Genomic DNA, 19,799 nt, shown 5'->3' with positions numbered 1-19,799 from the left:
CTTTCAGACCGGATCAACCCCCTCAGTTGTCATCACTACTCTTTTCAAAGTACCATCAGGATTGTAGTAAAGATAGTCTATGCATACTGATCTTCTGTAGCTACTACCATCTGTAGGGATGCTTCCATTGTGGTAGATAAAGTAGTCTTTTCCTTTGAACTCAATGATAGCTTGGTGGTTTGTGTTTGAGTTTCCTGCTACTTCATTCAGTATACCTTTGTATTCCCATGGTCCTGTGATATTTTTACTCATCGCATAAGCTGTTTTTTCGGGGAATTGATAAGCATATGATAAATAATACCAATCTCCTTTTTTATGTACCCATGGAGCTTCTGTGAAATTTGGAAGCGGAATTTGGTTGATAGAACCATCTAGTTCAATCATATTAGGTTTCAATTTTGCCCAATAGGCAATTGTATTTCCCCAAAAAACATAAGCTTCTCCATCATCATCAATAAAAACCGCTGGATCAATATCATCCCAGCTGATTTCTGTATCAGTTGTCATGTCATTGGTGATTAATGCTGAGCCTCGTGCATCTTTCCATGGACCAATTGGGGAGTCCGATACAGCTATCCCAATGGCTTTTCCATGAATTTCTTTGTGAGTGACAGTTACAAACCAATAGAATTTACCATCTTTCTCAATCGTATGGGCTGCCCAAGCGTCGCCCGATGCCCAATCAAAGGTCTCTACCACATTCAAAGCAGCTCTTTCTTCCCAATTCACCATATCAGAAGAAGAAAATATCAGCCACTCGTGCATTTCATAAAACTCCTTTCGTGCAGGTGCTTCATCATGGCCGACATATAGATAGACCGTGTCGTTATGTACTAACGCCGCAGGATCTGCTGTGTATTTGTGGGTAATGATTGGATTACCAATCCTTTCATTTGATGGTTTTGCTTCAGGCTGATTTTTTTCGTTTTCAGCCGTTGGTTCTGAGCACGCTGAAAATGCGAGAGTCAATACAACAAAGCCTAAATTGATTTTTCTTTTTAAATTTTTCATAGTCCCATCGGGTGTTTTGTTATTAAGGTTTATTTATTCAAAAGCAATATAAATAAATAAGTGTAAAAAATACAATTAAAAAATTATGATTATCTGAAATTCCATCTGAGTCAATATTTTCTAATTGAATTCATTTATATTAGTCAATTGTCAATAGGTATCAGAGGTAATATAAGTCTGTCTTTTTTACTTAAAAATATTTTTATAAACATCTCATTAATAAATATTTATAATACATTTTTAGATTTTACTCAATGTAGCGAGTAAAATTACTCATTAGGATGAAATGACGTTTAGATAAGACCTGCCAGGTTTTCTATTAAATTAGAACAGGTCTCTTATTTGGCAGGGAAGACCAAAAAAAGATTTAAACTTGGCAGGTCTGGATTCTTAACTAAACGACATTGCATTAAGACGAGTAATAAAAAATTCACTCTAAATTCAATATGGTTAAAGAGTCTAAATACCATTCATTAAGACAGTTGCCTCAAAAGCAAGGTGATTAATACTTAATCAAAAATAAAGGCCGAAATCATAGAAATCGGCCTCAATTACCACATAAGGTGTTTTGTTATAAACTTTTCCTGATTTTATCAAATCGAAAAACTTTCCCCACAACCGCAAGTACGGGAAGCATTTGGGTTGACGAATTGGAATCCTTTGCCATTTAGTCCATCAGAAAACTCCAACGTGGTTCCTGCCAAATAGAGTAAACTTTTTCGATCTACCAGGATTTTGATGCCCTTGTCCTCAAAAACATGGTCTGTTTCCACCAGACTTGCATCAAAGCCAAGGTCGTACATCAAGCCAGAACAACCGCCACCCTTCACAGAAACTCTTATATTTTCATTTTCAGATCGGCCTTCCTCTTTTCTTAGCTCCAAGATTCTTTCTCTTGCCTTTTCAGAAACTACTATCATATTTTTATTTTTATAACTACGTGAATCTACTCAAAACAACTTACCTGTTGAAATGATTCAAATACAAATATACCTTTGTCAACATAAAGTTACAAGTACAGTTTTGACGACATGATTTTTTTCACCTTTCCATTGCGTCAAAATAAATAGTTTATTCATGATTTGAATAATGATGTATTACCAGATGTGACTTTTTTCTTGAATTGGTGTCTAAATTACTAATATGAAAAAAAATGAAGATGTACTCCTATTGACCGATGAAGAATTGGCCTTTGGTGTAGGGGTAGATCGAAATGTCAAGTTTTTCGAGGAGCTATACAATAGGTTCTCAAAGAAAGTGTTTAATAAATGTCTCAGCTTTGTCAAGCATTCAGAAATAGCTGAAGATTTAACCCATGATATCTTTTTGCAGTTGTTTGTTACCATCCGTCAATTCAAAGGCAAATCTAAGTTTTCAACATGGTTATATAGTTTGACTTATAATTATTGTGTAAATTACCTCAACAGAGACAAAAATGCCAAAATGCTTCGTGAATCTGTAGAAGTTGATGATTTGAAAGAAACCTCATACGATGAAGATGACGGTGTTTTTTGGGAAATGGAATCAAAAAAATTGGATAAGGCACTTCAAAAAGTGACAGCGGAAGAAAGAATGATACTTTTGTTAAAGTATCAGGATGATGCTTCAATAAAAGACCTTCAAGAAGTGTTGGAAATAGGGCAAAGTGCAGTTAAAATGAGACTGAGTAGAGCAAAGACAAACCTTTTGAAGGAATACAAAAAAATTGAATATGAATACTAAAAATCCATTTAAAAAACTTGAAACAAGGCTTGAAGAGGTGCCTATTGGATTGAAGGAGAAAGTGATGGCTGACGTTTCGAAAGCAAAACTAATATTGGAATTGTCCGACTTATTTACGGAAGCTTTTCCAGTTTCTCTTAATGACCTTTTTAACAACAAACCTAAGCACTAACAATAAAAAAAGCACAGTATCTATGGAGGTAATTACAAATTGGGCGGAAGTAACAATGAATGCATTTCTTAAAATGGGTGAACAATTGAGTACAAACTTGTTGAGCTTACTCGGTGCAATTGTTATTTTGGTGTTGGGATGGTTCATCACGCGGTTGACAGCTTTTCTGCTTAAAAAGATATTAAAGACAAGTAGGTTAGATCATCTTTCTGATAAAGTCAAAGATGCGAAGCTTTTTGGAGAGGCAAATATGGATTTTGAGCTCTCTTCGGTGATTGTGGCGTTTGTTAGGTGGATTTTGTACATGGTTTTTTTGACAGTAGCGGCAGATATTTTGGGTTGGACAATTATTTCCAACGAAATAGGAAATTTAGTTTCTTATCTTCCGAAGCTTTTCAGTGCAATAGCCCTTTTTATCATCGGGCTTTATATAGCCAATTTTATAAAAAAGGCTCTCAAGGGCTTTTTAGATGCACTATCCATTGTAGGTGGTGGGCTTATTAGTAATTTTGTGTTTTTCGTAATCCTGATTATTTTTTCTGTAACAGCCCTCAATCAAGCAAACATAGATACTTCTGCAATTACCAACAACCTTGTTATTGTTTTGTCTGGATTAGTCTTGATTTTTGTGATTTCATTAGGAGTTGGATCCATTGAAATTGTACAGAAAATTCTTTATACCTATTATATCAGGAGAAATATTAATGTAGGTGACAAAGTTATCTATAAAGATTTGGAAGGAATAGTAGAGGCTATAGATAATTTAACGGTTTCAATAAGGGTTTCAGAGGGAGTTCACTCAATTCCTGTAAAAGACTTCATCAATGAAACAATCTTGAAAAAAGAAGCATAGTTTAGGTTTCTACGTTGATTTTCAAAAATAAAAGGTCTATTTCAGATTGACTAAAGCTGTCAATTTTGAAATAGACCTTTTATTTTGCGTGATCCAAAATTATTTGAATGTAAAAAATAACTGTAAGTAATAATATAACATTACTACGCCATCAATAAAGGGAGAGACTGCTGGTGAAGTCATTGTTTTCTTTATTGTCTTTCAAATATAAGACAAGATTTTGTATTATTTTGATTTTTCATGACAAATTTGAAGATTTGGTGTCAATAAAGCATGTGTATTAGATTATTAATAATCTCAAAAGTAGATTATAGAATTTTTTTTCGTTGTTGATAACTTAGTGTTTTATGTTTTTACACCTCCTTAACAGATGCCAACCAAATTGATGTATCTTAAGTCAATTGAAGCTCTCGTTACTAATAGATTGATAGTAAGGGTTATTAGCATGGTTATAGGGAAATTCACTTTTGTAGTCATTTCGGAGAATCAATTGATGATAGCCCACGGTCAACCAAGTTTTTAATCGTTCACACACCAATCAATTGTTTGGCTAAGTGAAAGAAAACTGATACACATATTGTACTACATCACTTACTTATTTGTCATATGAGTTTAGAAAATCTAGAATGTGGTTAGGTTGAAAAAAAATGTGACCGAATAAAAAAGTAAGTGTCTTAAAAAATGTAGAAAAATCGATCAAGTAATAAGTCTTGGTTTAGTTTGATATAGCTTTTTATTTCTAAGGGAAGACTGCTGGTGGAGTCATTTTTTAAAACCCTTAGATTTTTAAAAATTTCAGTGTTGATTATAAAATTTAAAAATTTTATATTTTAAAGTGACTTGTTTAAAAAGACAGTGTCTTAATAAATGTAGGAGAATCGATCAGGTAATAAGTCCTGATAAAGTTTGAAAGAGTTTTTTATTTCTAAGGGGAGACTGCTGGTGAAGTCATTTTTTAAATTCCCTTAGATTTTTAGAACTTCAAAAGTGAGGTTCGGGTTAGGGTAAGATTTTTTTTTATATTTTAAAGTGACCTGTTTAAAAAGACAGTGTCTCAATAAATGTAGGAGAATCGATCAGGTAATAAGTCCTGGTAAAGTTTAAAAGAATTTTTTATTTCTAAGGGGAGACTGCTGGTGAAGTCATTTTTTAAATTCCCTTAGATTTTTAGAACTTCAAAAGTGAAGTTAAGATTATTTTGAGATTTGATGTTGAAACGTGGTTTGTTTAAAAAGATTGTGTGATAAATAGTTTGGGGAAATTATTAATCACTATTAGAATGAATTAAAGATGTGTTTTTTTTTATTTCTAAGGGAAGACTGCTGGTGGAGTCATTTTTTAATTTTCCCCTTAGTTATTCTTCCTATAAACAACTGACCTCACTAAAAATCCTATTATTTTATGATTTTCAGCTTTCTTGCACGTAGTCAAACAATAGATTGTTGGATGAACAATTTTTGGTTTTGTTGATTGTGAACGGTTGTCTCATGCCAAGTATCCGCAACTTACAAAGCTACTTCTTTCCCTATGTGCTCCATGGCGGATATTCATATTTTATTTTCTACCTTCTTCACGTTTTAGATACTTTTTCTTTCTTCTTTATTTCTTTTAGAAAATGTTAATTTTGAAATCAAAACAGTTTAGAAATGAGAAAAATTGAGCATTTAGGGATTGCGGTAAAGGATTTGGAAAAATCTAAGGAGCTTTTCAAAAAGCTTTTGGGAAAATCATATTATAAAGAAGAGGAAGTTTCCGGTGAAGGTGTACTCACATCATTTTTTCAGGTAGGGGACACAAAGGTAGAGCTTTTGGAAGCAACACGTGATGACAGTCCCATAGCGAAGTATTTAGAAAAAAAATCTGAAGGAATCCACCACATTGCTTTTGATGTGGAAGATATTCACGCGGAAGTAGGAAGACTCAAGGCTGAAGGCTTCGAAATATTGAATGAAATACCAAAAGAAGGCGCGGACAATAAATTAGTTGTATTTTTGCATCCCAGATCTACCAATGGTGTTTTGGTGGAATTATGTCAAGAAAGAAAATAAAAATAATGGAAGATAATAAAAGAACAGAAATCGGTGAATTGGGCGAGTTTGGACTGATAGATCGACTGAATCAAAGCATAAAAATAAAAAATGAATCTACTTTTAAAGGAATTGGAGATGATGCAGCTGTCATCGAAGCAGGCGATCATGTGAAGGTAGTGACTACAGATTTGCTTTTGGAAGGTGTACACTTTGACTTGGCTTACGCCCCTCTGCAACATGTTGGATTCAAGGCTGTAGCGGTAAATGTATCTGATATTGCAGCTATGAATGCTATTCCAAAGCAAATCACAGTAAGCTTGGCACTATCTAATAGGTTTTCTGTAGAAGCTGTAGAAGCCCTTTATTCCGGGATCAACGCAGCTGCTGAACATTATAATGTGGATGTAGTGGGTGGTGATACAACCGCATCTAGATCTGGTTTGGTCATTTCTATAACTGCTATCGGAGAAGCCAAAAAAGAAGAGCTGTCTTATCGATCAGGAGCCAAGACCAATGATATCATTTGCGCTACAGGCGATTTGGGTGGTGCATTGGTAGGATTACAGATCTTGGAAAGAGAGAAACAGGTTTTTATGGCAAATCCTGACATGAAACCTGATTTGGATAAATACACTTTTGTGACAGCCCGTCAGTTGAAGCCAGATGCTAGGATGGATATCATTCATGAATTGCGAGAATTGGGAGTAGTTCCTACGAGTATGTTGGATATTTCCGATGGACTAGCTTCTGAGCTTTTTCATATCTGCAAAGCATCTAATGTTGGCGTGACGATCTATGAAGATAAGTTGCCAATCGACAAGCAGACTTTTGATACAGCTGTGGAGCTTGGACTTGATCCAATTACTTGTGTATTGAATGGAGGAGAGGATTATGAATTGCTGTTTACAATAGACCAAAAGGATTTTGAAAAATTGGAAAAGCATGCAGACATCCACTTTATCGGACACACAACCAAGCCAGAAAATGGCAAAAATCTAGTTACCAAGAGCGGTACAGTTGTAGAATTAAAGGCTCAAGGTTGGAAGCATTTTTAATGTATTTTCAATAGTAAAGGGAGCGAAATGCTCCCTTTACTATTGAAAATAGTTGGTTTTTTCTTTATTTTTAGATGTAATCAACTTTTAACTATATGAAGGATTTTTTGAGTGGGTCGAAGTTTTATCCGTTGGAGATTGTGATTGATGATAGGGAGCCTGATGCGATGCTTGAGTATCTGCTTTTTTACAAAAACATCATTGTAAGGAAAGAACGGTTGCTTGTAGGGGATTATCTTCTAGATTCGGAATTAATTGTTGAGAGAAAAACCCCTTCAGATTTTAGTGCTTCTATTAAAGATGGAAGATTTTTTAAGCAGGTTGGTAAGTTGGCTAATTCAAAAGTACCTGCTTGTCTGATTTTGGAAGGTCGAAAAAGAGAATACAAGAATTTAGGTTTTAGCAAAAATGCAGTTCAATCAATTTTAATGTCTGTATCCTTGATTTTCAAAATCCCTATTATAAGAGCTAAGACTCGGAAAGAAACTGTTTCAGTTATGCTCCAATCTTTCAAACAACTTACAAAGGATAAATTGGCAGATTATAAACTTTATCCAAGGCTAAAGCCTAAATTTCAGAAATCAGATAAGTTTTTAAAACAAAAAATCCATATCCTTGAAGGATTTCCAGGAATTGGTGCCGATAGGGCAGAATACCTACTGAATCATTTTGGTAGCCTTCAGCATATATTCAATGCCTCAGAATCAGATTTGCTATCCGTAATAGGAATAGGAAAATCCACTGTGCAGAAAATGAAGGTTATTTTGAATGATGTGAATTGAACTAATTAATCGAAGAAATTTTCTACTGATCACATGGGAGATTCTCAGTTAGTCTGTAAGCACTGGATGCCTCTATTAACTCATTTTCTAAATTGTCATCGTATTGGAATTTCTGTAATTGCCATTTATCTTTTGGTTTATAATAGATAAACATAAACCTTATAGGTTGGCGATCATGTTTTACAAGAAATTTATAAAGCAAATAGTTTTGACCAACGCTTTTATTAGCAATGGCTTCATTATCTTGATAAGAACCAATAAGTTTTGTAAGTTCAATCAGTTTATTTTTCACTTCTTGAGTTTGTGTTTCGTCAATCCATTGATTAGTTGAAAATATAAAATCTAAAGCATCTTGTGGACTTAAATGTAGTAGGAGGGTCAAGTTTGATTTTTGTTGGGATTATATCTCTTCTAGTCTATTATCATAGTCTTTCTCCCTATTCTGGAATTAGAATGTTTTTGGAAGAGAGAAAAAGGAAGAAAAGTAGGCGTAAATGACAATGGTAAAAATCTCTCAATGAATCAATGAATTATCAAATCCTCCGCAACGGACAAGCTCTTCCAATATTTTTGTACCAGTACAATTCCCCTAAACGGAAAAGATGTTCATTGCACAAAGACACCCACATTACGAGGACTCCCTAACCTTCCAACTTTGTAACTTTTGAACATTCCAATTCCCAAACTTCCAATCAACCCCATCAGACAAGTTAATCCAAAAATCTTCTAATCTTCCAATTTTCCAATCCTAATACTCGGGTCAAGTTCTTCCAATTTCTCAATCCCTTGGGCTCCTTTGCTCCACCGCCACATTTGCGAGCACCTTCCTACTCCTCCGGAAATGGAATATAAACAAAACTCGTAAACTCCTTATCCATCACGAAAAGGCAGCAGAATTCATCAGGGTTTTTGTAGTTGTTTTCGAATTCTTCTCGAAGTTCCTCTGCGATCAATTTTCTTTGGATAAATTCATCGATATAGGTAATGTAATAATTCCAATCAAGATTTTTCTCTTCTTTTCCCAAGAGGAGCTGACCGATAGGTTGCTCTTCCTTGGATATTGGAAAAATGGGGAATTTGGAGAATTTCCTACTTCTGACTTGATAAGATGCCTCTTTGAGGATTTCTGAAACATTAAGAAAATCCTTGGTGATCGTTCCAAGGTATTTCCCACTCAATTCCGGGTCGTTAAAGTCTGATATCATGATTTCAGGGTTAGGAGTACTACATTTTCAACATGATAAGTTTGTGGAAACATATCCACAGGTTGAATTTTATCTACACTATATTTCTCTGAAAGCAAAGCAACATCTCTTGCTTGAGTCGCTGGATTGCAGCTTACATAGACGATTTTTGGAGCTTCAAGTTTAAGGAGCATATTGACAACATCATCATGCATACCGGCTCTTGGTGGATCTGTGATAATGACATCAGGTTTGTCATGCGTCGCGATAAACTCGTCATTCAGCATGTCCTTCATGTCACCTGCATAGAATAGCGTGTTTTCCAATCCGTTGACTTTGGAATTTAGCTTGGCATCAATTATTGCTGCCTCTACGTATTCGATCCCAATGACTTGTTTGGCTTGCTTGGCAACAAAGTTTGCAATCGTACCTGTTCCGGTGTACAAATCATAAACTACCTCACCTCCTTTCAATCCCGCAAATTCTCTCGTGACTTTGTATAGTTCATATGCTTGGTCTGAGTTGGTTTGGTAAAATGATTTTGGACCAATTCTGAATTTCAACCCTTCCATTTCTTCTTCAATGTAGTCTTTTCCAGCAAAAGTCACCACTTCAAGATCATTGAAAGTCTCGTTTTTCTTCAAATTGATGATGTAAAGCAATGCAGTGATTTGCGGGAATTTTTCATGAAGAAAATTCATCACCAAGTCAATTTCCGCTTCATTGTCACCACCAAACTGAACAATGACCATGCTTTCGCCAGTGCTTGTGGTTCGGATGATGAGGTTTCTAAGCAGGTCAACTTGATTTCTGATGTCATAGAATGAAAGCTCGTTGCTTAGTGCAAATTTTCTCAATTCATTTCTTACATCATTTGAAATATTACCCTGAAGGTAGCAATGTTCGATATCTACAATTTTATCAAACATCTTCGGAATATGAAAACCAAGTGCATTTCTCTCGAATTCTGCTCCTGAGTCAATCTCTTCGCGTGTAAGCCAACGGTTGTTCGAAAAAGTAAAATCAAGCTTATTTCTATAGTATTGTGTATTTGCAGAGCCTATAATCGGTTCTACCTCGGGAATTTCTACTTTACCGATTCGGGTAAACTGATCTACAACCTGCTGTCTTTTATAGGTTTTTTGTAAATCATAATTGATATGTTGCCACTTGCAGCCTCCGCAGGTGCCAAAGTGGGAGCAAAATGGGTCAATTCTATCTTTTGAAAATTCATGGAATTTAATGGCCTCACCTTCCATGAAGGAGCTTTTACCTCGGGTGATTCTTACATCTACGACATCTCCAGGTGCCACGCCCTGAACAAATACCACTTTACCTTCATGATGTCCAACACATTTCCCTTCAGTAGCAATTCTCTCAATAGTCAGGTTCTCGACAACCTTATTTTTCATTTTTCTCGACATGGGCGCAAAATTAATCAAAAAAGTCAATGTAAATGGGTATTATTGAAATATGCTTTTCATATTTTGGATGCAATAAGGTCAAATCTTTATTTGGATTATATGATTTTCCGCAATGACACTAGGAGGTGAATTTTCGCATGATATCATGCAGATAATCGTCGACGGTCGTCTGTCAACTGACGACAGCATTGAACTTAAGGTATTTACCTATATAAATTTGGATACGGGCATAATTGCGAAAATACATATTGGATAATAATGAAAGTTAAGTTGATTTCGGATTATGGACTTAGAGAAAAAACCATTTCTAAGAATGCAGAATTAGCTGTTGTAATTGACCTTATTGATCAATTGGATTGGAATTTTTATTATCAGATTGTTATTGAAAAAGATTCTATTTATTAAAGATTCATCCTTTTCAAATTCAACTCCTTTGGAGTTGTCAGTAAGATTAGTGAAATGATTTCATTGTCCACCGGATTTTATCCGGGGTTACTCAAATTTGTTCCTTCCAGGAACTAAAGCGTACTACTATCCCCAACGGGGATAAACCTTAATTAACCCCGCATGTCAATGCGGAGGAAAAAAGCTATGCAAATAATGCCATCTGCTTCCAACTCTGAAAGAGTTGAATTTTTTAAGCGTCTTTAGAATTTGCCACAGAACCTTTCCCAATCAAAATCATTCCATACGAAAGCACTAAAAAAAGTATTAAAACAAAAAAAGAATTGATGAATGTTTGTTGAATACCTATCTCGGGGACATTGACAAAAGGATAGGGATAGAATCCTGAAAAATCCCCTCTAAAAAGGATGTAAATAAGATAGACAGCTGGATAAATTAGCCAATTTGGAACTTCAGACCATTTGACCATTTTCTTTTTTTCATATAGAAACCAATAGATCAAAGTAATTACTGGCGTCACTGAGTGAAGCAATTCATCAACTATTTTTTGCATTCCTGTAGGTTCCCAGACTTGCCTTAAGACAAATTGATATACCAACCCAACTACCAATATATAAACAGTGACAGCAGTAAGTCTGCCAGGTTGATCAAAAAATCCAGAGACTTTACTTTTGGTGGATTGACTTGAGAAATAGATTGCGACAATGATATTTGTCAAAATAGTAAAGAAACTAAAAAATCTAATGACAGTTTCTGATATTGAAGAAACCCTATTTTCTATCATTATATAAAACTGAACAATTACTGCAAACCAGGCAATTATTGCGAATAAAATCGCTAGTTTTCTTTTCATTTTTAGCTGGAAGTTAGATAATCTCAAAACATTCTTAAGCTTGAATGTCTTAAGATTTAAGAAATTTAGCCAATTAAATGAATTTTATCAATAAATTGAAAAATGATCAAGGTTGATGCTCAAAATGAAGGTTTCTTTCAAAAGAGGCATCAAAAAAATGTTGCATGTTCCAAAAATCAGAAATTTGATCAAAAAAAATAATCACCGCTAGGCATACATGCTAAATTTTTATCTTTGCAGTCAAATTAAAATGAAATGAAATTTAAGGAAAAGGTAGTTATCATCACAGGAGCAACATCAGGAATAGGTGAGGCATGTGCTTTGGCGTTTGGCAAAGAGGGTGCAAAGGTGGTGATAACAGGTCGAAGTCAGGTTAAGCTTGATAATTCATTGGTCAAACTACAAAACCATGGAATAGCGGCAATTGGTGTATTGGCAGACTCAGCATTAGAAGAGGACAATAAAAGAATGGCTGAGACTGCAATTTCCCAATTTGGGAAAATAGATATTTTGATCAACAATGCAGGTATTTCGATGCGGGCCCTTTTTCAGGATTTGGATATTGAGGTGTTCAAAAAGGTAATGGATATCAATTTTTGGGGTTCAGTTTACGCTACGAAATATTGTTTGGAGTCAATTACCCAAAACAAAGGCAGCATCATTGGGATTTCGTCAATCAATGGATACAGAGGAACTCCGGCTAGGACTGCATATACTGCCAGCAAATTTGCGATGAACGGCTTTTTTGAATCCTTACGTACTGAGTTGTTAAAAAAAGATGTACATGTACTTGTAGCCTGCCCTGGCTTCACTGCTTCTAACATCAGATCAAATGCATTGCTTGCCGATGGCTCCCCTCAAGGTGCTTCTCCACGTGATGAAGCAAAAATGATGTCTCCTGAAGAAGTTGCAGAACATATCCTGAATGCTACTGCCAAAAGAAAAAGAGAGATTGTTTTGACAACTCAAGGAAAATTGGCGGTATTTTTGAACAAATGGATACCGGGAATCATGGATGGCGTGGTCTATAATCAAATGGCAAAAGAAAAAGATTCCCCATTCAAATAGCAAATATGATCAAAAACACTTTTCAGGTATATCTTAATCGTTTGACGGATCTCTCCAGTAGAAATAGGTCTTTGTATCTCCCAAAGCTTTTTTCTTCACAAATGATTGACTTGAAAAGTCTTGAATTTCTAAAGCATTCTGATCCATACGAATATATCAGGGAATTGATTCAGGGAGAAAAATCCATCCCCTTGATTTCTACTTCTGATCCAAGAGACAAGCAGCTTAACCATTTTTCAAAAAATCTTCAATCAATTTTCCAACAAGTAAAAACAACAGAAGAAGAAACTGGAGAGAAAAGTCTTTATGTTGCCTATCCTTTCGTAGAAGGCAAATTGATAAATGATCAAATCATAAGATGTCCCTTGCTGTTTTTTCCTGTTATTCTTGCAAAGGAACATGACAATTGGGTTCTAAAAAGAAATGCTTCTTCACAGATCATATTCAACAAAACATTTATATTGGCTTATCAGCGAGCATATTTGGCGCCTGCTATCAAGGATGAGAATATTTTTGAAGAAGCACCGAAAGAGGTAACTGGTTTTTTATCGATGATTTATGATTTCCTAAAAGAAAATTTTTCTATAAATTTTAACCAAGAACTGTACGAGCAAAAGTTGGCTGGATTTCCTGAAAGCAGTAAGAGTATTGATGAAGAGCAGTTAGCTTCTGGTGTCCTCAAATTAAGACCTTATGCTATTTTGGGACAATTTTCACAGAAATCGAGCTTTTTGATCCAAGATTATGAGCAATTGATGGCAGAAAATGAGTCCGATCTCGAAGACTTGCTTGCTGCCCGTTTTGCGAAAGAAGGAGAGTCAAGCTCACCAAGGGAAGACCAACTGTATAATGTTTTTCCTTTGGATGCAAGTCAAGAAGCTGTAGTAAAAGCCGTGAGATCAGGTGATTCTTGTGTGGTCGAAGGGCCTCCGGGCACAGGGAAGTCTCAGTTGATCAGTAATCTGGCGGTAGATTACATTTCCAGAGGCAAAAAAGTGCTGATAGTCTCTCAAAAAAGAGCTGCTTTAGATGTGGTCTATAATAGACTTGAAGAAAAAGGGTTTGGAGCCTTTTTGGGGTTGATTCATGATTTTAGGACTGATAGGAAGCTGCTTTTCCAGAAGCTGAAAGCTCAAATCGATTCTATTGATCACTATCAAGAGTTAAATAGGGGAATTGATGCAATTCATTACGAACGTCAATTCTCTCAACTATCCAGAGCTATAGACACTTCTTTGGATTATTTTGATGATTATAAAAAAAGTCTTTTTAATACTGAAGAATGTGGAATACCAATCAAACAGCTCTACATGACGTCAAAACTTGATGATGAGTCAATAGATCTGACTCAATTTTACAAGAGTTTTACTTGGGACAGAGTTGCTGATTTTTTGAGAGATTTGAAGGAATATGAGATTTATTACAAAAAGTATCAAAATGCAAAATCTTTTTGGCTTCACAGAGTTGATTTTAGCAGTTTTGGTGTGACAGCTTCGAAGCGTTTGAAAGAAATTCTTTCGGAGATCGAAAGTATTAAATCAGATTTTGATCGAGAGTTTGCGGGAATTAATGGGTTAAACGCATCTTTTTTATTCTCGATTTTTGAGAAAAAGGCAAGCTTATGCAAATTCAAGCAATATTTACACCTCTTAGATAGACAAATTGTTTTTGATGATATCATTGACCAACCAAGTGATGTTTTTGATCTTCTTTGGTTAGAAAATAAATTCGAAACAGTAAAATCTTTGCTTTCAGAAGAAGGGGTGGAGTGGCAAATTCCTGACGGGGAAGTTCAGGATACTTTGTCAGAATTGTTGGAATATATAGAAAGTAGAAAATCCTGGTGGGGTAAAATCAATTTGAAATTCAACAAAAATAAATACCGTAGAGTAATCGAGTTGATCAAAACACACCATTTGAAGGAAAATGACCATGATTTTAGTTTGTTGGTAAAGAAATTGGAAAACAGGTTAAACCTCAATCACCAATATACATTACTCAACCAAAAAGATTGGTTGAACTTGCCCCAGAAGCCATTTGACTTTTCTACATTCAATCATTTTTCCTCAACGCACTTAGATGCTATCCAGGCTAGGTTTGTGATGAAGGATTTAGAGGGTTTGGAAAATGCTATTTTGAGTTCAGATTCGTCATCAAAAGAGGTTTTAAGTTTGATCAATAGGATTGAAAATTTCATTTTGAAATTGGAGTCAAAAATTGATTCATGGAGTATTTATTTGAGTAAAATACAAATTCAACATCTAATTTCGCATCCTCCTGAAAAATCCTTTTTGGATCAAAAAGAGCAAATACCACATGTTTTCGAGGAATTGGTGGAATTTGATAAATTGAGAAAAAGGCTTTCTGTGACTGATATCCAAGTAATGGAGAAGCTTTTGGATGAATTTCCAGACCACGAATATGAACAATTGAGTCATTTGTTTTTGGTAGGATTGAGTACTTCTTGGATAGATCATATTGAGTCAAAATATCCTGTTTTAAGAGAGGTTGGAACTGCCAAGTTCCTGAACTTACATAACGATTTGATAGATGCTGTAGAAGAGAAGTGGAGTTTGTCACAGCATATTTCTGAGCTCAGGATTCGGGAACAGACGTTTAAAAAACTTGAATTTAATAGACTTAATAATAGGACAACTTATCGGGAACTACTACATCAAGTAAGTAAGAAGAAAAAGCTGTGGTCCATCAAAAAGTTGGTTGAAAATTTTGAGGAAGAGATATTTAACTTGATGCCTTGTTGGATGGCTTCGCCAGAGACGGTTTCAGCATTGTTTCCTTTGAAACAAAATTTTGATTTGGTCATTTTTGATGAATCATCCCAATGTTATGTAGAACGAGGACTTCCAGCCATGCTAAGGGGCAAGCAAGTGGTGATTGCTGGAGATTCCCAACAGCTACAGCCTTTTGACTTGTATCAGGTCCGGCTGGATTCTGACGAAGAGGGATTGGAAGTAGATACAGAGTCATTGCTAGACCTATCATCCAGTTTTTTCAAAAAATTTTGGCTGAAAGGACATTACCGAAGTTCTCAAAAACCGTTGATTGAGTTTTCAAATCATCACTTCTATCAAGATAAGTTGGAAATGCTGACTGAAAGAGAGTTGGTGAATGCTAATGAGATACCCTTTGAGTTTATTCATGTCGATGGAATATGGGAAAATCAAGTAAATGCGGTTGAAGCTGAGACCGTAATAGAAACCGTAAAGAAAGTGCAGAAGACCCATCCAAATTATTCTGTTGGAGTCATTACTTTTAATTTTTTCCAGATGGAATTGATTTCAAAATTGGCTGAAATGGAAGAATCTATTGATCGCAGTCATTTGTCAATCAAGAATATAGAAAATGTGCAGGGGGATGAATTTGATTGGGTCATATTCTCCACAGGATATGCGAAAAACAAGGCAGGAAGATTGATAGCTAACTTTGGTATGCTTTCCAAAAATGGTGGCCAAAATAGGCTGAATGTCGCAATCACAAGAGCGAAGAGAAAGATCAGTTTGATTACAAGTCTGACATCTAAGGATTTCAAAAAAGAGCAACTCAATAATCCTGGTATTGAAATGCTCAAGAAGTACTTAAGGTTTGTGGAGGATATATCAAAAGGGAAATCTGTAGAATTTGAACAAAATACTAGTGCAGGTTTCGAAGAAAGTTGGACACTAAAAAACAGGTTATTATCCACGAGTAATGGTGTCAATATATCAAGTTATGACGAATCATCATGGTTGGATTTGGCTGTCAAGAAAGAAGGGGAGGGCTATGTAGAAGCCATTTTGACGGATGACCAAAGACTTTATAATACTAGCAGTTCCAAGGAAGCTTTTGTCTATCACTGTATGCAACTGAAACAAAAATCTTGGCCATATCATTTTTACTTTAGCCGTCAATATTGGATGGGAAAAGATATTCTTGAAAAATAAAAGAGTCCAATTTTCTAATTATTGGACTCTTTTTCTACCTGCTTGAAGCCTATTGCTTCAATTCCTTTCAATTCTTCTACTCGCATGTATTGGACAAACTCTATTTTAGAAAATCGGTTATTACTTTGTAGAGGTAAAGTGTCAAACCTAGTGTAAGAGCTACCAAAACCAGCCCCTGTGGGCCGGCCTTCTTTACTATCAAACAAGGATACATTAAGCAATTGCGATTCAAATTTATTCCCAAGACTATCAGAAAGAAAATACTTGACATAAAGGTTTCTAAACTGATAATCAACATTGTATTTGATTCCGATTAATGAACTTAAAGCTTCATCTGATTGAGGCAAATCAAAAGCAACTGTATCAGCAATGTGCCAAGATTGCGTTTCCATCCCCTTATAATCTTCAAAAACCCGATCGCTATTGCAGGAAAAAACCAATATCAATATAAATGGGATAAGAAATAAACCACCTATTTTATTCATTTTGATCACCTTTGTTTTGGTCTCCTTTATTTCTTGGTGGATATCTTCTTTTAGCCGCCGGTTTGTTTTCTCTTAGTTTATTTTCAGCGTTTCCTTCAGGCTTTGGCCTTGGGTTATTCCTAGGTTTTGGTGTTCCGGTATTTTTATTCCCTTCTACTTTATTCTCGGTTTTATTGTTTTGATCCACATTTTTTCTACCCATCCTGTTCTTCTTGAATCTATTTCTATCTCTGTTACCCTCTTTAGGTTCAGTTGAAGCAATTGGATTTTTCGGGTTTTGTGGTGCAGGCTTATTTTGCCTTTGAGTAGAATCAGCTTGAGGGATAGTTTCTCCTTCCACACGATTTCTAGGTTTTTTCTTTTTCTTCTTTTTCTTTGTAGTTGTCGTGCTGAATTTTTTGTCGAGGGCCTCCAACTCCATATTGGATCTACTGATTTTATCTTCAGCATCTTTAGAGTGGTCATTTTGGAGGTCAAAAGGCTTGATTTCTTTTGCATTCATTAACTGAATAGCCATCACACGTTCGCAGGTGATGGAATGCCAGTTGTTTTCATTGTTGTAGCTAAACCACATCAGTTTCCGGAAAATATCCGTCTTTTGAAGTTTTGCTGGGCCAGCCTCAGTGAACAATGGTTTTTCTACAGTCGGAATATCCTCCAGTGCAGACATATAAGTGTCCAACTCATAATTCAAGCAGCATTTTAACCTGCCGCATTGACCGGAAAGCTTGGTTGGGTTTAGGGAAAGATTTTGGTATCTGGCAGCAGAAGTGCTGACACTTTTGAAATCATGAATCCAAGTAGAGCAGCAAAGTTCCCTTCCACATACTCCGATTCCACCTAGTCTTCCCGCTTCCTGTCTTAGGCTGATCTGACGCATTTCTACACGGATTTTGAATTCCGATGCAAGCAATTTGATCAGTTCTCTAAAATCAACCCTATCTTCTGCGGAATAGTAAAATGTAGCTTTTGAATTGTCAGCTTGAAACTCCACGTCAGACAATTTCATGTCAAGCTTCAGCTCGTCAATGATTTGCTTTGTTCTGTATATAGTAGGAACTTCTCGATTTTTTGATTCTTCCCATTTTTCAATGTCTTTCTGATTTGCGACACGGTATATCCTTAGGATGCTATCATCATCCTTGATTTTCCGTTTTTGCATTTGAAGACGGACTAATTCTCCCTGTAAAGATACCCAGCCAATGTGATGCCCATTGGGAACATCCACGACAATTGGGTCTCCGGTAGTGAGTTGAAGGTGATCTACATTGCGGTAATATTCTTTCCTACCGCCTTTAAATTTCACTTCTACTACATTATACTTATCTACAACTGGGATTCCCATGTGGGATAGCCAGTCGAATGCATTCATTTTATTACAATCGCTCGTACCACAAGTGCCGTTGTTTTGGCATCCTCCACTCGATCCGGTGGTGGTAGAGCAGCTACTACATCCTGCCATAATTATATCAAAAGGGAGCCTTTCGCTCCTCGTTAAATTGGGTTTACTTTACTAACGCCAGAATATCCTGACCAATATCTTTTCTGTGATACTGAGCATCCCAAGTGATTTCAGCTACTTTGCTGTATGCATTTGAAAGGGCCGACTCTACATCTTGACCTATACCGGTAACGGCGATTACTCTTCCGCCGTTTGTCAATACATCGCCATCTGAATTTAGCGTAGTGCCAGCATGGAATACCAACGAATTATTTTCCTTTACTTGCTTACCTAAGCCAGAAATTTTATCGCCCTTTTTGTAATCTCCTGGATATCCACCTGCCACTAACACGACCGTCGTAGAGGTAAAGGATTCCAATTCAATTTTGTAATTATCCAAATTCATCGTTCCCATAGAGTAAAGTAAATCGACAAAGTCACTTTTTATCCTAGGAAGGACAGCTTGAGTTTCTGGATCGCCCATACGGACATTGTATTCTATCACGTAAGGATCTCCTCCAATATTCATCAAACCGATAAATAGAAATCCAGTATATCTAATTTTTTCTTTGTGAAGTCCGTTTACAGTAGGTTTGATCACTCTTTCCTCTACCTTTTGCATAAAATCAGTATCTGCAAATGGGACAGGGCTTACAGCTCCCATGCCACCAGTGTTCAATCCTGTATCTGCTTCGCCTATTCTCTTATAATCTTTTGCCTCAGGGAGGATTTTGTAACTCTTTCCATCTGTAGCCACAAATACCGAAAGCTCAATACCATCGAGAAATTGCTCTATCACAACCTTGGATGAGGCTTCGCCAAATTTGTTTTCCACAAGCATTTCTCGAAGAGATTCCTTCGCTTCTTGGTGGCTTTGGCAGATCAAAACACCTTTTCCTGCTGCCAAACCATCTGCTTTCAAGACAACTGGAATGGTCTGTGCATCAATAAACTTGTAAGCTTGGTTGATGTTATCTTTTGTGAAGGTCTCAGAAGCAGCAGTTGGAATATTGTTTCGTTCCATAAACTGCTTAGAAAAGTCCTTCGATCCTTCCATGGTGGCTCCAAGTTGACCTGGACCAATTATAGGGAGTTCTTTTGTTGCTGGATTGGCTTGAAAATAATCAACTATTCCTTTTACAAGAGGCTCTTCTGGCCCCACTACCACCATTCCGATATTGTTTTCCAATACGAATTCTGTTAAAGCTTCGAAATCGTTGATTCCAATCGAAATATTTTGGGCAATTTGGGCAGTTCCTGCATTTCCTGGAGCTACGAAAAGTTTTGAACATTTCGGGCTGCCTACAATTTTCCAAGCAAAGGCATGCTCTCTACCTCCGCTTCCTAATAATAATATATTCATTTGTGAATTT

Annotated in this window: 18 protein-coding genes; 9 read left to right on the top strand and 9 right to left on the bottom strand. The window is 36.0% G+C overall.

Translation table 11 applies throughout. The features are described 5' to 3' along the window. Positions 1–3: 3 nt before the first annotated feature. Entirely contained in the window at positions 4–1,011 is a 1,008-nt protein-coding gene (locus MM236_RS09745) for a glycoside hydrolase family 43 protein (protein ID WP_241274786.1), read from the bottom strand. Positions 1,012–1,604: 593 nt separating this feature from the next. Continuing rightward, positions 1,605–1,931 (bottom strand): HesB/IscA family protein, encoded by a 327-nt coding sequence (locus MM236_RS09740; protein ID WP_241274785.1) that lies wholly within the window; start codon positions 1,929–1,931, stop codon positions 1,605–1,607. 223 nt (positions 1,932–2,154) lie between these two features. On the opposite strand from MM236_RS09740, the gene MM236_RS09735 reads away from it, so the two are divergent. The 6 genes from MM236_RS09735 (at position 2,155) to MM236_RS09710 (ending at position 7,625) form a co-directional block, all read left to right on the top strand. After that, a complete protein-coding gene (locus MM236_RS09735; RefSeq protein ID WP_241274784.1) occupies positions 2,155–2,733 on the top strand; it encodes an RNA polymerase sigma factor in 579 nt (192 codons plus the stop codon). Beyond that, positions 2,723–2,905: a hypothetical protein gene (locus MM236_RS09730; RefSeq protein WP_241274783.1), complete on the top strand. Its 183-nt coding sequence runs from the start codon at positions 2,723–2,725 to the stop codon at positions 2,903–2,905. Before MM236_RS09735 ends, MM236_RS09730 begins: the two co-directional genes overlap by 11 nt. A 22-nt stretch (positions 2,906–2,927) precedes the next feature. Beyond that, positions 2,928–3,758 (top strand): mechanosensitive ion channel family protein, encoded by an 831-nt coding sequence (locus MM236_RS09725; RefSeq protein ID WP_241274782.1) that lies wholly within the window; start codon positions 2,928–2,930, stop codon positions 3,756–3,758. 1,646 nt (positions 3,759–5,404) lie between these two features. After that, positions 5,405–5,806, top strand: a complete 402-nt coding sequence (mce, locus tag MM236_RS09720; RefSeq protein ID WP_241274781.1) for a methylmalonyl-CoA epimerase — start codon at positions 5,405–5,407, stop codon at positions 5,804–5,806. Positions 5,807–5,811: 5 nt separating this feature from the next. Then, a complete protein-coding gene (gene thiL, locus MM236_RS09715; protein ID WP_241274780.1) occupies positions 5,812–6,843 on the top strand; it encodes a thiamine-phosphate kinase in 1,032 nt (343 codons plus the stop codon). Positions 6,844–6,938: 95 nt separating this feature from the next. Continuing rightward, complete coding sequence (locus MM236_RS09710) at positions 6,939–7,625, top strand: ERCC4 domain-containing protein (protein WP_241274779.1); 687 nt, start codon at positions 6,939–6,941, stop codon at positions 7,623–7,625. A gap of 22 nt (positions 7,626–7,647) precedes the next feature. Here MM236_RS09710 and MM236_RS09705 read toward each other — a convergent pair whose 3' ends face one another. From MM236_RS09705 to rlmD, 3 genes are all read right to left on the bottom strand, one after another. Next, a complete protein-coding gene (locus MM236_RS09705) occupies positions 7,648–8,007 on the bottom strand; it encodes a hypothetical protein (protein WP_241274778.1) in 360 nt (119 codons plus the stop codon). 445 nt (positions 8,008–8,452) lie between these two features. After that, the gene (locus tag MM236_RS09700; RefSeq protein ID WP_241274777.1) at positions 8,453–8,830 is read right to left on the bottom strand and encodes a hypothetical protein; all 378 of its coding nucleotides are present in this window, start codon (positions 8,828–8,830) and stop codon (positions 8,453–8,455) included. Next, positions 8,827–10,233 carry a 23S rRNA (uracil(1939)-C(5))-methyltransferase RlmD gene (rlmD, locus tag MM236_RS09695; RefSeq protein ID WP_241274776.1) on the bottom strand — a complete coding sequence of 469 codons (1,407 nt, stop codon included), beginning with the start codon at positions 10,231–10,233 and terminating at the stop codon, positions 8,827–8,829. The genes MM236_RS09700 and rlmD overlap by 4 nt, the downstream gene beginning before the upstream one ends. Positions 10,234–10,491: 258 nt before the next feature. On the opposite strand from rlmD, the gene MM236_RS09690 reads away from it, so the two are divergent. Next, on the top strand, positions 10,492–10,638 hold the full coding sequence (locus MM236_RS09690) for a hypothetical protein (protein ID WP_241274775.1): 147 nt from the start codon (positions 10,492–10,494) through the stop codon (positions 10,636–10,638). 232 nt (positions 10,639–10,870) lie between these two features. Here the strand turns inward: MM236_RS09690 and MM236_RS09685 are convergent, their stop codons facing one another. Next, positions 10,871–11,491, bottom strand: a complete 621-nt coding sequence (locus MM236_RS09685) for a Pr6Pr family membrane protein (protein WP_241274774.1) — start codon at positions 11,489–11,491, stop codon at positions 10,871–10,873. Positions 11,492–11,746: 255 nt separating this feature from the next. Between MM236_RS09685 and MM236_RS09680 the strand changes: the two genes are divergently transcribed. Further along, entirely contained in the window at positions 11,747–12,559 is an 813-nt protein-coding gene (locus MM236_RS09680) for an SDR family oxidoreductase (RefSeq protein ID WP_241274773.1), read from the top strand. A 5-nt stretch (positions 12,560–12,564) separates the two neighbouring features. Then, positions 12,565–16,500, top strand: a complete 3,936-nt coding sequence (locus MM236_RS09675; protein WP_241274772.1) for an AAA domain-containing protein — start codon at positions 12,565–12,567, stop codon at positions 16,498–16,500. A gap of 14 nt (positions 16,501–16,514) precedes the next feature. On the opposite strand, the gene MM236_RS09670 is transcribed toward MM236_RS09675, so the two are convergent. Genes MM236_RS09670 through purD form a run of 3 tightly spaced genes read right to left on the bottom strand, consistent with a single transcriptional unit; the run spans position 16,515 to position 19,789 of the window. Beyond that, positions 16,515–16,985, bottom strand: a complete 471-nt coding sequence (locus MM236_RS09670; protein ID WP_241274771.1) for a gliding motility lipoprotein GldH — start codon at positions 16,983–16,985, stop codon at positions 16,515–16,517. Beyond that, positions 16,978–18,447 carry a PSP1 domain-containing protein gene (locus MM236_RS09665; RefSeq protein WP_305037098.1) on the bottom strand — a complete coding sequence of 490 codons (1,470 nt, stop codon included), beginning with the start codon at positions 18,445–18,447 and terminating at the stop codon, positions 16,978–16,980. Before MM236_RS09665 ends, MM236_RS09670 begins: the two co-directional genes overlap by 8 nt. A gap of 43 nt (positions 18,448–18,490) precedes the next feature. Continuing rightward, positions 18,491–19,789 (bottom strand): phosphoribosylamine--glycine ligase, encoded by a 1,299-nt coding sequence (gene purD / locus MM236_RS09660; protein ID WP_241274770.1) that lies wholly within the window; start codon positions 19,787–19,789, stop codon positions 18,491–18,493. Positions 19,790–19,799 lie beyond the last annotated feature (10 nt).

The sequence above is a fragment of the Belliella calami genome (genome assembly GCF_022549695.1).
Lineage (GTDB): Bacteria > Bacteroidota > Bacteroidia > Cytophagales > Cyclobacteriaceae > Belliella > Belliella calami.
The sequence above is the reverse complement of the archived record's forward strand: the minus strand, read 5'-3'. Positions and strand labels throughout refer to the sequence as shown.